Annotated in this window: 16 protein-coding genes; 3 read left to right on the plus strand and 13 right to left on the minus strand. The window is 71.4% G+C overall.

Going from position 1 to position 14,351, the window contains the following annotated elements; translation table 11 throughout:
- Nucleotides 1-33 precede the first annotated feature (33 nt).
- The 5 genes from ACMTAK_RS49395 to ltnD form a co-directional block, all read right to left on the minus strand.
- Nucleotides 34-630, minus strand: a complete 597-nt coding sequence (locus ACMTAK_RS49395; protein WP_413812257.1) for an MFS transporter — start codon at nucleotides 628-630, stop codon at nucleotides 34-36.
- Complete coding sequence (locus ACMTAK_RS49400; RefSeq protein ID WP_413812258.1) at nucleotides 596-1,117, minus strand: MFS transporter; 522 nt, start codon at nucleotides 1,115-1,117, stop codon at nucleotides 596-598. Before ACMTAK_RS49400 ends, ACMTAK_RS49395 begins: the two co-directional genes overlap by 35 nt.
- 73 nt (nucleotides 1,118-1,190) lie before the next feature.
- Complete coding sequence (locus ACMTAK_RS49405; RefSeq protein ID WP_413812259.1) at nucleotides 1,191-1,865, minus strand: class II aldolase/adducin family protein; 675 nt, start codon at nucleotides 1,863-1,865, stop codon at nucleotides 1,191-1,193.
- Complete coding sequence (otnK, locus tag ACMTAK_RS49410; RefSeq protein WP_413812260.1) at nucleotides 1,862-3,142, minus strand: 3-oxo-tetronate kinase; 1,281 nt, start codon at nucleotides 3,140-3,142, stop codon at nucleotides 1,862-1,864. Before otnK ends, ACMTAK_RS49405 begins: the two co-directional genes overlap by 4 nt.
- 1 nt (nucleotide 3,143) lies before the next feature.
- Nucleotides 3,144-4,061 carry an L-threonate dehydrogenase gene (gene ltnD, locus ACMTAK_RS49415; RefSeq protein WP_413812261.1) on the minus strand — a complete coding sequence of 306 codons (918 nt, stop codon included), beginning with the start codon at nucleotides 4,059-4,061 and terminating at the stop codon, nucleotides 3,144-3,146.
- Between the two features lie 385 nt (nucleotides 4,062-4,446).
- Here ltnD and aroA point away from each other — a divergent pair, with 385 nt between their 5' ends.
- Entirely contained in the window at nucleotides 4,447-5,802 is a 1,356-nt protein-coding gene (gene aroA, locus ACMTAK_RS49420; protein WP_413812262.1) for a 3-phosphoshikimate 1-carboxyvinyltransferase, read from the plus strand.
- On the opposite strand, the gene ACMTAK_RS49425 is transcribed toward aroA, so the two are convergent.
- Nucleotides 5,803-6,771, minus strand: coding sequence for a LysR family transcriptional regulator (locus ACMTAK_RS49425; protein ID WP_413812263.1), 969 nt, complete (start codon nucleotides 6,769-6,771; stop codon nucleotides 5,803-5,805). It lies immediately after the preceding gene.
- Nucleotides 6,772-7,171: 400 nt separating this feature from the next.
- On the minus strand, nucleotides 7,172-8,221 hold the full coding sequence (locus ACMTAK_RS49430) for an endonuclease/exonuclease/phosphatase family protein (protein ID WP_413812264.1): 1,050 nt from the start codon (nucleotides 8,219-8,221) through the stop codon (nucleotides 7,172-7,174).
- Nucleotides 8,222-8,370: 149 nt separating this feature from the next.
- Between ACMTAK_RS49430 and ACMTAK_RS49435 the strand changes: the two genes are divergently transcribed.
- On the plus strand, nucleotides 8,371-9,321 hold the full coding sequence (locus ACMTAK_RS49435; RefSeq protein ID WP_413812265.1) for an aminoglycoside phosphotransferase: 951 nt from the start codon (nucleotides 8,371-8,373) through the stop codon (nucleotides 9,319-9,321).
- Here the strand turns inward: ACMTAK_RS49435 and ACMTAK_RS49440 are convergent.
- The 5 genes from ACMTAK_RS49440 to ACMTAK_RS49460 all read right to left on the minus strand — a co-directional run bounded on the left by ACMTAK_RS49440 (nucleotide 9,290) and on the right by ACMTAK_RS49460 (nucleotide 12,937).
- Nucleotides 9,290-10,171, minus strand: coding sequence for a fructosamine kinase family protein (locus tag ACMTAK_RS49440; RefSeq protein WP_413812266.1), 882 nt, complete (start codon nucleotides 10,169-10,171; stop codon nucleotides 9,290-9,292). The two genes, ACMTAK_RS49435 and ACMTAK_RS49440, sit on opposite strands and share 32 nt — an antisense overlap.
- Complete coding sequence (locus ACMTAK_RS49445) at nucleotides 10,168-10,632, minus strand: low molecular weight protein-tyrosine-phosphatase (protein ID WP_413812267.1); 465 nt, start codon at nucleotides 10,630-10,632, stop codon at nucleotides 10,168-10,170. The genes ACMTAK_RS49440 and ACMTAK_RS49445 overlap by 4 nt, the downstream gene beginning before the upstream one ends.
- 65 nt (nucleotides 10,633-10,697) lie before the next feature.
- On the minus strand, nucleotides 10,698-11,039 hold the full coding sequence (locus ACMTAK_RS49450) for a hypothetical protein (RefSeq protein ID WP_413812268.1): 342 nt from the start codon (nucleotides 11,037-11,039) through the stop codon (nucleotides 10,698-10,700).
- A 71-nt stretch (nucleotides 11,040-11,110) separates the two neighbouring features.
- A complete protein-coding gene (locus ACMTAK_RS49455; RefSeq protein WP_413812269.1) occupies nucleotides 11,111-12,298 on the minus strand; it encodes a GDSL-type esterase/lipase family protein in 1,188 nt (395 codons plus the stop codon).
- Between the two features lie 69 nt (nucleotides 12,299-12,367).
- Nucleotides 12,368-12,937, minus strand: a complete 570-nt coding sequence (locus ACMTAK_RS49460) for a TetR/AcrR family transcriptional regulator (RefSeq protein ID WP_413812270.1) — start codon at nucleotides 12,935-12,937, stop codon at nucleotides 12,368-12,370.
- A 71-nt stretch (nucleotides 12,938-13,008) separates the two neighbouring features.
- Here ACMTAK_RS49460 and ACMTAK_RS49465 point away from each other — a divergent pair, with 71 nt between their 5' ends.
- Nucleotides 13,009-13,500 (plus strand): FBP domain-containing protein, encoded by a 492-nt coding sequence (locus ACMTAK_RS49465; protein WP_413812271.1) that lies wholly within the window; start codon nucleotides 13,009-13,011, stop codon nucleotides 13,498-13,500.
- Between the two features lie 86 nt (nucleotides 13,501-13,586).
- On the opposite strand, the gene ACMTAK_RS49470 is transcribed toward ACMTAK_RS49465, so the two are convergent.
- A complete protein-coding gene (locus tag ACMTAK_RS49470) occupies nucleotides 13,587-14,000 on the minus strand; it encodes a spore-associated protein A (RefSeq protein ID WP_413813228.1) in 414 nt (137 codons plus the stop codon).
- Nucleotides 14,001-14,351 lie beyond the last annotated feature (351 nt).

A 14,351-nucleotide genomic window follows, 5' to 3' on the forward strand; every position in this document is an offset into this window, starting at 1 on the left:
GCTGGCTCCTGCGTTCGGGCCGGGACGTCCCGGTCAGCGGTTGACGACCTGCTTCTTGGTGGTGAGCACCGCGGCGGCGCCCACGACCAGGGTGAACGCCAGGACGTGCATCGGGATCGACGCCGAGCCGGTGGCGTCCTTGAGCGCGCCGATCATGTAGGGGCTGACGAAACCGGCGAGGTTGCCCACCGAGTTGATGATGGCGAGGCCCGCCGCGGCCGCGGTGCCGCCCAGGAACGCGGTGGGGAGCGACCAGAACAGCGGGGCGCAGGTCAGCACCCCGGCCGCGGCCACGGACAGCGCGGTCAGGGACAGCGCGGTCGATCCGTTCCACACGGCGGACAGTGAGAACCCGACGGCGCCCATGAGGCTCGGGACGACCAGGTGCCAGCGTCGCTCACGGCGCTTGTCCGCCGAGCGGCCGAACAGGTTCATCGCGACGAGCGCTGCCACGAACGGCACGGCGCTGAGCACACCGATCGCCACGTTGCCCTCGATGCCGGTGGACTCGACGAACGTGGGCATCCAGAAGGTCAGGGCGTACTGGCCCATCACGAAGCAGAAGTAGATGAGGCACATCAGCCACACCCCGGGCTCACGGAAGGCGTCCGGGACCCGGCCGTGCACCATCCGGTGCGCGCTGGGCCGACATGAACATCGCGATCACCCGGGCCCGGCGGTGCGAGGGGAACCAGTAGGTGCAGTAGAGGATCACCCCGGGGTAGAACCCCGCCTCCGCGGCGCCGAGCAGAAACCTCAGCACATGGAAGGTCGTCTCGTTGGTGACGAACATGAACGCCGCCGAGACCAGGCCCCAGCTGATCATGATGCGGGCGATCCAGGTGCGGGCCCCGACGCGTTGCAGCATCAGGTTCGAGGGCACCTCGAGGAGGAAGTAGCCGATGAAGAACAGGCCCGCCCCCAGGCCGTACGCGGCCTCGCTGAACCCGAGGTCATCGGACATCTGGAGCTTCGCGAAGCCGACGTTGACCCGGTCGAGGTAGGAGGCCACGTAAGCCAGGATGAGGAAGGGGACGATGCGGCGTACGACCTTGCGGTAGACGCTGTTCTCGCGGGCGAGCGCGGGCGTCTCGGCCGCCACTGCGGGCATGGGCATGACGGAATCCTTTTGCGGCTCAGGGATTCTGCGACGGGGACGGGGAAGGGGGCGGGGACGGGGGAGCGGCAGGTCACCAAGCGGCGCCGAACGTGGTCCTCAGTTCGTCGATCGCGTCGGTGGTGAGAGGCCCCGGTCGACGGTCGGTCAGGAGCCAGAGCCGTGCCGTCTCCTCGAGTTCTTCGAGGACGGCGAGGGCGGCGGCCGCGTTCGGACCCCAGACCACGGGGCCGAGCCGGTCGAGCAGGACGGCCCTGATCGGCGTGTGGCTCGCCAGGTGGTCGGCGATCCGGGCGGTCACCAGGTCGGCCACGCGCGGGTCGCCGGGCCGGTGGTAGGGGATGAGCGGAACGTGCCCCACCTTCATCACGAAGTACGGCGTGATGGGCGGGAGTACGTCGTCCTGGCTCCACACCCCCGCCAGGGTGAGCGCGACCAGGTGGGTGGAGTGGGTGTGGATGATGAACCGGGCCGTGGGGTCGGCCGCGTAGATACGTCGGTGGAGGGTCAGGGTCTTGCTCGCGCGGTCGCCCGTGCGCTGCTCACCCTGGGCGTCGACCAGCGCGAGGCGGTCGCGCTCGAGGAAGCCCAGGGCGGCGTCGGTGGGCGTGATCAGATGGCCGTCGCCGATCCGGGCGCTGATGTTCCCGGCGCCGGCGTGCACATAGCCCCGGTTGAACAGGCTGGTGCCCACCCGGACGATCTCGTCGCGTGCCTCGTCCACGGCGGTGTCGAGGAGCTCGGTCATGAGACCTCCCGGTCGAGCAGGGCGAAGGAGTCGGTGAAGAACCCGGGACCACCGAAGTTGCCGGACTTCAGCGTGATGTGGAGCGTGTCCCCGCCGGGCAGCGCCGCCGCGCACCAGGGCACACCGGGGTCGATCTGAGGCCCGATGCGCAGTCCGGTGATGCCGAGCGCCCGGACGACCGCTCCCGAGGTCTCGCCGCCCGCGACGACCAGTTGACGCACACCTCGCTCCACCAGGCCCTCGGCCACACGGGCCAGGGCCCGCTCCAGCAGCTCGCCGGCCTCGGCGGCACCGAGCCGGGTCTGGACGGCGCGGACCGCCTCGGGCGCCTCGGTGGAGTAGAAGAGGACGGGCCCGTCGTCCAGACGCGCCTCGGCGAAGGCGAGCGCCTCGCCGGACACGTCCTCACCGGCCGCGACCCGAAGCGGATCCACGCTGAACGCGGGACCGCCGGTGCGCAGGAACTCCTGGACCTGCTGGTTGGTGGCGGCGGAGACCGACCCGGAGATGACGGCCCGGTGGCCGCCGGGCGCCGGCAGCCGTGCGGCGGCGTGGGACGGTGTGAACCCCCAGTTCGCGGGCAGCCCGATGGCCAGGCCCGAACCGGCGGTCACCAGGGGCATCCCCTGGACCGCCGCGCCGAGGCGCACCAGGTCGTCGTTGGAGACCGCGTCGACGATGGCGATTCCGGTCCGCTGCTCGCGCAGTTCGTCGATCCGGGCCCGGATCGACGTGGCATCGCGGCCGACCACCGTGTGGTCGATCAGGCCGACCGCTCGTGTGGTCTGCGCGCCGAGGACCGAGACCAGATCGGGGTCGGTCATCGGGGTGAGCGGGTGATGGCGCATACCGCTCGCGCTGAGCAGTACGTCGCCGACGAAGAGATGCCCCTTGAAGACCGTGCGCCCGTTGTCGGGGAACGCGGGCGTGGCGATGGTGAAGTCGGTGCCGAGCGCGTCCATCAGGGCCTCGGTGACCGGCCCGATATTGCCGGCGGGTGTCGAGTCGAAGGTGGAGCAGTACTTGAAGTAGATCTGCTCGGCACCCGCGGACCGCAGCCAGGCGAGGGCCCGCAGCGACGCGTCGACGGCGTCGGCGGCCGGAGTCGTCCGTGACTTGAGCGCGATGACCACGGCGTCCGCGTCCACCGGCCGCTCGGCGCCGGGCGGCGGTACGTCGATCAGCTGGACCACGCGCATGCCCGCCCGCACCAGGTTGTTGGCCAGGTCGGTGGCGCCGGTGAAGTCGTCGGCGACGCAGCCGAGTCGGATGCCCATGTCAGGCCCCCACCGGCTGGGGCAGATCGATCCCGGGGAAGATCTTGATGACCGCGCTGTCGTCCTCGGCGCCCAGGCCGGACGCCGACGCCTGGAGGAACATCTGGTGAGCGGTGGCGGCCAGGGGGAGTGGGAACCGCTCCGGACGTGCGGCATCGAGGACGAGCCCCAGGTCCTTGACGAAGATGTCGACCGCGGAGAGGGGCGTGTAATCACCGGCGAGCACATGCGCCATCCGGTTCTCGAACATCCACGAGTTGCCCGCGCTGTGTGTGATCACCTCGTAGAGCGCCTCGGCCGGGACACCGGCCTTCAGACCCAGCGCCATCGCCTCGGCCGCCGCGGCGATGTGCACGCCCGCGAGCAGCTGGTTCACGATCTTGACCTTCGAGCCGAGCCCTGCCTGCTCGCCCAGCCGGTAGACCGTGCTGCTCATGGCCTCCAGCACCGGGTCGGCGACCGCGTACGCCGCGGCGGGGCCCGACGTCATCATGGTCAGCTCGCCGGCCGCCGCACGCGCGGCGCCACCGGAGATGGGGGCGTCCAGGTAGAGCGCACCGCGCTCGGCCAGACGTCCCCCGAGCTCCGCCGACCAGCCCGGGTCGACCGTGGAGCACATCACGAAGACGGCCCCCGGGCGGAGCCGGTCGGCGGCCCCGTCGGCGCCGAACAGCACCGACTCGACCTGTGCCGCGTTGACCACGACACCGACCACGACGTCCGCCGCGGCCGCCAGGCCGCCGGGGGAGGCGTACGCCGTCCCTCCGTCGCGGGCGAAGCCCTCGGCCACCTCCGTCCGCAGATCGTGGACCCCGACGTCGTAGCCCGCCGTCCGCAGACTGCGCGCCATGCCGAGTCCCATGGCCCCGAGCCCCACCACGCCCACGCGCGGTCGCGCCGGCCTGTCCTGGTCGCTCATGCCCCTCCTCGTCCTTGCCGTGTGTATGGGGGAGCGCCGCCGCTTGCCGTGGTGTCCGGAGCGCGATCGGCCCCGGCCGGCTGCGGCGATCGGGTCATATGATGACCTGAAGACAAGGCTCCCGCATACCGTGACGTCCGTCACATGGGATGAGATGTCGGGTGGATGGGCGCATGCCATGTGTCCGACCGCCCGCCTCACGGAAAGGTGACCGCGGGAGCGATGTGCCGGGTTCGGCATCTTCTGGGGATGAATGAGTTATATCCCGGAGGGAGATGCCAGGCATAAGCACATCGGGATTTCCGAGCGCGCTGTGCGGTGGCTAGCGTGAACCCCGACGCCGCCAATGGTGGATTCGAGTAAGCGGGTGGATCGGGGGAGTGGGATGCGGCTGCTCGTGAAGCGGTCATCCGATCAGGTCAAAGGGCAGATCGCCGTTCCGACCTCGAAATACCACGCGCATCGCGCCCTGGTCCTGGCGTCGCTCGCCCCCGGGACCAGCCGCATCGTAGGGCTGTCGAACGCGCAGCACATCCGGCACACCATCACCGCGCTGCGTGGCCTCGGTACACGTATCGACGTGGACGGGGACGACTTCCTCGTGCACGGGGGTCCGTACCGGCCGCTGCGATCGCGGGTCTCGGTGGGCAGCGCTGGTACGGCGCTGTATTTCCTCACCGGGCTCGCCTCTCTCGCGAGCGCGCCGGTGACCATCGTGGGGCAGAAGTCCTTCCCCCGGCGTCTGATGGGCCCGCTGCTGCAGGCCCTGTCCGATCTCGGTATCGACCTCGATTCGCCCACCGGCGGCCCGCCGATTTCCGTACGGCCGCGCCGCCCGAAGGGGGGCCGTACGCGTATCGAGGGCATTCTTTCGCAGTGGATTTCCGGATTGCTCATGGTGGCGCCGTTCGCGACCGGGCCGAGCACCATCACCGTGGAGGGCGAGTTCAACGAACGCTCCCATGTGGATCTGACGGTCCGGATGATGCGGCGGTTCGGGCTGCGGGTCGATGTCTCCGGGATGGGGCGGCGGTTCGACATCGAGCCCGGCCAATGCCCCACCCCGGCAACCGTGGTGCTGCCTCCCGATGTCGGCGCGGCGGCGTTCGGCCTGGCCGCGGCGGCGCTGCACCCGGCCGATGTGCTGTTCCGGGGGCTGCCCGCGCTCCCCGTGGACCAGGTGGACCACCCCGAGGCGGATCTGCTGAACACCGTCGCCGGGATGGGCCTGCCGATGACGGCCGACCCGGCGACCGGCATGGTGCGCGTCCGCCACGACGGGATCAGACTGCGCCCCGCGCGGGTCGACTGCCGGGCGGCGCCCGACATCCTGCCCGCGCTGGCCGTGCTCGGGGCGCTGGCGGCAGGCACCACCGTGTTGGACAACGTGGCCCATGTCAGGCTCAAGGAGTCGGACCGGGTGGAGGCGATGCTGCAACTCACCAGGATGGGCGCCCGGATCGAGCAGCGCGGTCAGCGACTGCTCTGCCACGGTGTCGAGCGGCTCACCGGGGCCGAGCTGTCCTCGTTCAACGACCACCGCGTGCTGATGTCGCTGGCCGTCGCGGGCACGGCGGCCGACGGTGAGACCCGGCTCACCTACCCGAACGCCTACCGCGGCTCCTATCCGCGCTTCCTCGAGGAGATGAACGGCATCGGCCTGAGCATGTCGGTGGAACGGGACCGGGCGCCGGACCGGAGCCGCACCCGGACCCCCGCCCTCGCTGCCCCCGCGAAGTGATCACCCGTCGGACCGTGAGCCGCGCGCGGAACCGGTGTCGTCGTGCGGCCGGTCCGGAAGGTCGGTGGCGCACAGGCGCAGGACCCGCTCCCGCAGCCATCGGTGGGCGGGATCGACGGTGTTCCTGGGATGCCAGTACATCGACTCGACGAGCCGGGGCAGCGGCACGTCGAGCGCCACGGTCCGAAGACCGATACTCGGGCCGAGCTGGTCGAACAGGCGCCGCTGTATCACCGCGACCATGCGGGTGCCGGGGAGCAGACATGCCGCGTTGGTGAAGTTGTCGGTGGCGGCGACGGCCCGGAGGGGCAGACCGAGTCGAGCGAGTACGGTGTCGGCGATCGTGGGCTGCGGGCCCCCGATCTGGACGTACGGCAGGGTGCAGAGCTGATCGGAGGTCAGGACGGCACCGACCTCGGGGTGGTCCTGGTCCACCACGGCCACGAACTCATCGGTGAACAACGTGGCGCTGGAGAACGTCTCCAGCTCCTTGTCCTGGATCATGGGCGGCCAGATGACCAGATCGCACTGGCCTCTGCGGAGCTGGTCGACCATGCCGTGGTTCAGCGGGGCGACCTTGATCTGCACATGGGGGTAGGCGGTGTCGATCTCCCGCAGCAGCGGCCGCAGCAGAACGATGGCCACATAGTCGCTCGCGGTCACGGTGAACATCCGGCGGTCGGTGGTCGGGTCGAAGGCCGCGTTGGCACCCACCACCTCCCTGATCGCCTCCAGCATCTCCGTGACCGGCTGGACCAGCGACTCCGCGAAGGGAGTCAGCACCATGCGACGGCCGTCCCTGACCAGCAGCGGCTCATTGAAGTGGCGGCGGAGCTTGGCGAGCGAGGTGCTCATCGAGGGCTGGGTGACCTCGACGCGCTCCGCCGCCTTGGTCACACTCCGTTCCATCAGCAGGGCGTGCAGCGGGACCAGGAGGTCCATGTTGAAGTTGCTGAGGGACGGTGGCATCGCTCTGAGTCCTCGTCATGATCGGGCCTGGAACGGGCAGCCGAGGCGAGTCCTGTCCGATCAGGAATCCGGTTCGCGGCGCGTGACGACGGAACCGTACTACGGATGGCACCCCGGCGCAGACGCAGGCGCCGGGGTGCCATTCCGTGCGGAGGTGACGACGCGTCAGGACATCAGGTTGACAGGACCAGCTTGGCCTTGTGGCCGCTGACCGACCGCACCCCGATGCTGAGGTTGTTGAGCCTGACGGTGCCGCCGGGCTGGTGCTGCCGCTCAGGCGCGCGCCGCCCGAAGTGGTGGCCGCCATCTTCACGGACCGGGAGCTGATGTGGGTGATCTGCAGCTTCCCAAACCCGACCCCGGGATGTGGCGGCGGGCGCGTGGCCGGACCGGGTTCCGGTCACCCCCATGCGATCCGGGCGGCGACCGGCAGGTGGTCGCTGCCGGTGGCGGGCAGGGTGCGGATGTCGCCGACGGTTGCCGAGCGGGCCATGACCTGATCGATCCGGGCCAGCGGGAAACCCGCGGGGAAGCTGAAGGCGAAGCCCCGCTCCGCCACGTTCAACCGCGAGGTCAGCGGGGCCAGCCCACGGTCGTCGACCGTGCCGTTGAGATCGCCCAGCAGGATCACCCGATCGCGCTTCTCGGCGGCGATGGCCTCGCCCAGCAGACCGGCGCTCTCATCACGCCAGGAGGACGCGAGGCCGCTGGCCCGGATGCGCACCGACGGCAGGTGTGCGACATACGCCGCGATCTCGCCCCGCGGAGTGCGGACGGTGGTCCGCAGTCCGCGATTCCACCCCTCCGCGATCCCCTGGGGTTTGATGTCCAACGGCCGGGCATCGGCGAGCGGATGCTTGGACCAGAGCCCGACGGTGCCCCGGACGGCGTGGTACGGGTAGTCCGGGGCGAGGGTCCTCTCGTAGACCGGCAGCGCGCTGGGCACCAGCTCCTCCAGCGCGATGAGATCGGGCTCGACGCCGGCCAGGGCGCGGGCCGTACCCGCCGGATCGGCGTTCTCATCGCTGACGTTGTGCTGCACCACCACCAGGTCACGCGGGCCGGGCTCCGCCCCGGGCAGGAACAGTTCGCCGAAGAGATACGTCCACGCCGCCACCGGCAGCAGCAGCGCCACCAGCGCGAGAGCCGAACGGCGCAGCAGCGCCAGACCGAGCAGCACCACGACCACCACGCCGAGCCACGGCAGAAACGCCTCCAGCAAACTGCCCACGTGGCCCACGGAGTTGGGCACCGCCCGGTGGAACGCCAGCAGCCCGGCCGTCAGCACCGCCAGTGCGGCGAGCACCCGCCCCCGCGTCCAGGGCGACCCGCTCCGCGCGCCCCCCGTCGCGTCACCCCACGGGGCCCACCGCACCACCCAGCGCCCGGCCCGCCGGGCCATCCCCGCCCGCACCGGCGCCGTCGTACCGCTGTCCACCTGCTCCACCATGGCTTCCCATCCGTGGCTTCCCATCCGTGTGATTCCGCCCCTCAAGACGGGCCACCAGGCGCATCGGTTTCCGTTCCCGGGGGTGGCGGGGCACGGGCCACCGGATATTCCGGTGACGGTGGCCCACCCGCTCCCTAGGATCGGGCCCTGTGCTCTCCCGTCCGTCCTTCATCGGCGACGAAGCGATCGCGCATGCCATTGCCGCGCACTGGCTGCCGGAAGTCGCCGAGGTCGCGTATCTGCCCTGGGGTTTCGGCGCGCACCACTGGCGGGTGGCCGGTGGCGGCACGACCCTGTTCGTGACGCTGGACCAGCTGGAGCCGCGGCACACCGAGGCGACGCTGGAGGCCGCCTACGCGGGAGCGGCGGCACTGGCCGCGGCCGGTGTGGACGTGGTGTGCGCGCCGTTGCCCGCCCGGTCGTCCGGCCGGTTCACCGTCGGCGTCGAGGCGGGCGCGCTGAGCGTGACGCCGTGGCTGGACGGGCGCAGTCCCACCGAGGAGGAGGCGAGCCGGCCCCGGCACGTCCGCGAGGTCGAAGCCGCGCTGGCCACGCTGCACCGCGTCACACCGCCACCCGGTCTGCGGCACTGGACTCCCCAGGTCGGCCCCGGGTTCGCGGGCGAGCTACGGGCCCGGACCGCGCGGCCCTGGACGTCCGGCCCGCTGGCGGAGGAGGCGCGGGCCGCGATCGCCGCACACGATGCCGCGATCATCCGCTGGACGGACCGCTACCTCGAACTCGCGGACCTCGCCCACTCCCGCCGGGACCCGTGGGTGACAACCCACGGCGAGCCGCACAACGACAACCAGGTCGTGGGCGGGTGCGGGCTGAAGCTCGTCGACTGGGAGTCGCTGGCCCTCGCGCCACGCGAGCGGGACTACGCCGATCTGCTCGCGGCCGGTGCGGGTGACCGTCTGCGCCCCGACCCGGCGATGGTCGAGCTGTTCGCGCTCGACTGGCGCCTCTCCGAGATCGCCGAGTACGCGCGCTGGTTCGCCGCCCCGCACACCGGCACGGACGACGACCACACCGCCCTGGAAGGGCTGTACGAGGAACTGGGGCAGGTCACCGCGCCAGGGCGGCCCGGGCCACCCTGACCGCCTGCCCGGCGTAGCCGCGGCCGAACAGCACGGTGTGCACCAGCAGCGGGAAGAGCTGGTGCGGTCCGACGCGGTCGGCCCAGCCCTCGGCGAGCGGCGCCACCTCCTGGTAGCCGTCCAGCACCTGACCGAGATGCGGGCAGCCGAACAGGTGGAGCATCGCCAGATCGGTCTCCCGGTGGCCCCCGTGCGCGGCCGGGTCGATCAGCCACGCCTGCCCGTCGGCGCCCCACAGGACGTTGCCGTTCCACAGGTCGCCGTGCAGCCGGGAGGGTGGCTCGGCGGGTCCGGCCAGCTCGGGCAGACGCTCACATGCGCGTTCGATCACCTCGGCCTCGCCGTGGCGCACCGTGCCGTCGTCGACGGCGCGCCGCAGATAGGGCAGCACCCGGTGTTCGGCGTACCAGCGCGGCCAGTCGGCGCCCGTGACGTTGCGCATCGGGGCCATGCCGATGTACGCGTCGGTGGGGCCGTCGGGCGGCGGGGCGCCGAAGGCGGGCGCGCCGACGGCGTGCAGGGCGGCCAGGTCGCGGCCGAACCGGGCCGCCGCCCGGGCGCTCGGCCGGCCGACCGGCACCTGGTCGGTGACCAGCCAGTGGCGGTCGTGGCCGTGCACCGCCGGGACGCGGACCGTACCGGCGTCGGCCAGCCAGCGCAGCCCCGCCGCCTCGGCCTCCACCGCCCCGGGATCGTCCCCCCGCTTGACCATCACCGTCCGCCCGCCGTCGAGGGTGACTTCGGTGAGCATGGCGGACAGCGGCCGTCGGCGGGTCGCCGGACGGCCGGTGAGGCGGGCCGCCGCGGCACCGGGATCCTCGCCCGTCCCGGCCTCGGCACGGGCGTTCATGAACCGAGGCGCTCGCGCACCCAGGCCAGCAGGCCGGGCACCGAGGCTTCGATCATGGCCAGCACCTCGCCGAACCCCTCCGGGCCGCCGTAGTACGGATCGGGTACGTCCAGGTCACCGGTGGCATCCGGGTCGAAGGACCGCAACATCCTGACCCGGGACGGATCGTCGACCAGCCGGCGCAGTGCCTTCTCGTGGCCGCGGTCCATCGCCAGGAACAGTTCGGCGTCCCGGTGCCCGGCCCCGATCTGGGCCGCGACATGCTCGACCGGGTAGCCGTGCCGTGCCAGCAGTTCGCCGGCCCGTTCGTCGATGGGCTCACCGGCGTGCCAGGGGCCGATACCGGCGCTGCTGACCCGTACCGCGCCGTCGAGTCCCGCCCGGCGCAGATGCTCGGCGAAGACCAGCGCGGCGGACGGCGACCGGCAGATGTTCCCGCTGCAGACAAAGCAGATGTGCACGGCCACCAGGGTAGGGCCTGGCTCCGTGGCGGCGCAGGGGGCGGGCCACCCGGGGAGACCCCGGCTCACCCCGCCCATGGCTTGTCCACCAGCGGTGTCCGGAGCCACCCCACGTCTCCGGTGCTCTCATCGGGCCTCAGCTCCAGCATGTGGCCACCGGGCCGATCCGAGGCCCGCGCGATCGCGCGCACCAGCTGCTCGGCGAGATCGGAACCCTCGGTGTCGGCCAGGTCGTCGGCCGGCGCACCGGCCCGTACGTCCTGGCGGACCTCTTCACCGCCGTGGAGGGTCAGGATCAGGTGCTGGGGTGTCTTCTTTTCCCATCTGACCTGCTCGATGATGTCGGCGCGCACCATCCGGCCGCCGAACGTCGCGCTGTTGACCCGCACCCACACATCGGGCGTCATCGCGGTCCTCCCTCGCACCGGCGCCGATGGTCCTCCTCGCTCCTTCCCGTTGTACCGGACGGAGCCCGGCGTCAGGCGCCGTGGTCCGCGAACGGACCATCCGCGGCGAAGGCCAGCGTGGCGAAGCGTTCCCCGATACGGCGGTGGGTGGCCGCGTCCGGGTGGAGTTCGTCGGGCAGCGGCAGCTCTACGGCGTCGGCCTCGCCGTAGAGGTCGCGGCCGTCCAGGTAGTGGAGGTGGGGGTCGTCGGCCGCCCGCTGCTTGACGATCCGGGACAGCTCATCCCGGATGACGCCCAGCGTCAGCTTCCCGGCGGCGCGCTCGGCGGGGTCGCCGGTGGCCAGGAACCGCAGCCTTCCGGCGCTGAGCGCGCTGAAGTCGAAGGCCGCGGGGCCGGGCGTGTCCTCGTGGATGGGGCAGAGGATGGGGGAGACGACCAGCAGGGGCGTGGTGGGATGCCCCTCGCGGATCGTGTCGAGGAAGCCGTGCACCGCCGGGCCGAAGGCGCGCAGCCGCATCAGGTCGCCGTTGACCAGATTGATGCCGATCTTGATGCTGATCAGGTCGGCGGGGGTGTCGCGCATCGTCCGTGCGGTGAACGGGTCGAGCAGGGCGCTGCCGCCCAGGCCCAGATTGACCAGTTCCACGCCGCCGAGCGAGGCGGCGAGCGCGGGCCAGATGGCGGTGGGGCTCGCGGCGTCGGAGCCGTGGCTGATCGAACTGCCGTGGTGCAGCCACACCTTGCGGCCCCGGTCCGGTACGGGCTCGACGGGGGCGTCGGTGCGCAGGGCGACGAGCTCGGTGGTCTCGTTGTGCGGCAGCCAGATCTCGACGTCCTTGGCGTCGTCGGGCAGGTCGGCGAAGCGGAGGGTCCCGGCCGGGCCGGGGTGGCTCTCGGCGGTCCCGGTGGCCAGGTCGATGGCCAGGGTGTTGCCGCCGGTCACCGTGGACTGGGCGGTCAGACGGCCGTCGACCAGCAGGTCGTAGACGCCGTCCGGGCGGGGCGGGGCGCCCGCGTAGACCCGCTTGGTGGGCAGCGTGTCCAGTTCGACGGCGGTGGCCCGGGTGCGGAAGACCAGCCGTACGCCGGACGGCTGGGCCTCCGCCATGGCGAGCTGCCCATCGGCGCACTGGGCGCGGGCCCAGGCGGGCAGCCGGTGCGGAAGCAGTCCGTGCGCGGTGCGCTCCAGGTCGAGGGCGCCCCGGAGGATGTCGGCGGTGATGGGCGTGGTGATCCAGTGGTGCTCGGTGGTGTGCATCGTTCCGGCCTGTTGATCAGGGATGTGGGTGGGGAGCGCGCGGACGCGCGAGGAGCGATACCCGCCTCGTCAGGGCGCGGGCCAGTTCCGCAGCAGGGCGTCGAGGGCGTCCAGGGTCCGCGACCAGCTCTCCTGGCTGTCCGGGGCGCTGTGGCTGAACCCGCCCGCCATCTCGAGGCTGACGAAGCCGTGGAAGACGCTGCCCAGCAGCCGGACCGCATGCGTCTGGTCCGGTTCGGCCAGGTCGTAGCCGCGCAGGATCGCCCGGGTCATCTGTGAGTGCCTGACCCCGGCGCTGGCGGCCGCCGCCTCCGGGTCGAGCCTGAGCCGAGCCGCGGTGTAGCGGCCGGGGTGCTCGCGGGCGTAGTCGCGGTAGACGTTGGCGAAGGCGGTCAGGGCGTCCTTCCCGGCCCGTCCCGCCAGGGCGTCGGCGGCCCGGTCGGCCAGCTCCTCCAGGGCGAGCAGGGCGATCCTGGTCTTGAGGTCCTGGGAGTTCTTCAGGTGCGAGTAGAGACTCGCGACCTTGACGTCGAACCGCCTGGCCAGCGCCGAGACGGTCACCTGGTCGAAGCCGACCTCATCGGCCAGCTCCGCCCCCGCCCGGGTCAGGCGTTCCGTGGTCAGTCCTACCCGTGCCATACCCGTCCTCTCCTCGGCCAGAACCGATTATGTATTTGCCTAGAACCTTTAGGCAAATTAGCGTGCGGCTCATGAAGCCGATGACCGAGCAAGAGATCCGTGCCGCGTTCGTGAACTGCACCAAGGGCGAGACCAAGCGCCTGTCCGTCCCGCGTGACCTGGCCGACCGGCCCTGGGACGACCTGGACTTCCTCGGCTGGCGAGATCCGCAGGCCCCCGGCCGTGCCTATCTGGTCACCGTGCTGGACGGCCGCCCGACCGCCCTCGCGCTGCGCTGCCCGGGCCCCGCCTCCTGGCAGGCGCGGCGCAGCATGTGCTCGATGTGCCTGACGGCCCACACGGGCGGCGTGTCCCTGATGGTGGCGCCGAAGGCGGGGAAGGCCAGGCAGCAGGGCAACTCGGTGGGCGCCTACATATGCAGCGACCTCGCCTGCTCGCTGTACGTTCGCGGCAAGAAGGACGCGGGCGCCGGATCACGCCCGCAGGAGTCGCTCACCCTGGAGCAGAAGATCGAGCGGACCGTGGCGAACGTCGCCGCGTTCCTCGCCAAGGTGACCGCGTAGCTCATATCGCCGGGGGCCATGTCACGCCCCGTTCAACGGCGGTGCCCCGCACGCCGCGGCGTGCGGGGCACCGAGTAGGGCGGACGTCAGCCGCAGTTGGTGTTGGCCTTCTCGAAGCGCACACCGTCGATCCAGCCCCACCAGTCCACGCAGGTGCCCCGTGCGTTCGTGTAGATGGGCCCGGCGTAGGAGCGGTAGTCGCCGCTGTCGTAGATGTCGTGGATCTCCGTGTCGCTCCGCGAGAGGTAGATGGTCATCGGAACCGGGTCACCGGCGACGTTCCGGATCGCGACCAGGCAGTTCTTGCCCGTGGCGGAGCTGTAGGTGAGATACGCCGTGCCCTTGTCCCCGACCTCGGTGGAGTTGACGATCGTATAGCCGGAGCCGCAGGCGCCGTTGTACGCCGCGTGCGAGGGCGCCGCGGAGGCCGCGGGCGCGGCCACCATGAGGGCGGCCGCACCGGCGCCGGTCGCTGCCGCGACGGCAAGGGCGCGCTTGATGTACGTCATGGGTGGGTCCCCGTTCGTGTGATGTCGGTGCTGTCGGTTGAAGTGCCGTGGGTGGATTTCCCGGTCATTACGACCCGTCACCCCGCCCTTGAGTTGCCCCCGTGCACCGTTACGGCTCTGTCCCCACTGTCACCATCGTGTAACGGGGCGCTCGCGCAGGAAACGCAAGCCGAAAAGAGCCTGAAGGCCACCGGGCGACCAGTCGAAGAGACATCGAATGTTGTGGTGTTTCGGTGGAGGGGATGGGGGTGTTTTCTGGTCCTTCTCCGGCGCCTTCGCCGGATGGGCTGTCGTTGCTGGATGTGGGCGTCCCCGGCGGCGCTTCCGATGACGCATCTCTCT

It is taken from the genome of Streptomyces lacaronensis, from assembly GCF_047337785.1.
Classification (GTDB): Bacteria; Actinomycetota; Actinomycetes; order Streptomycetales; family Streptomycetaceae; genus Streptomyces; species Streptomyces lycopersici.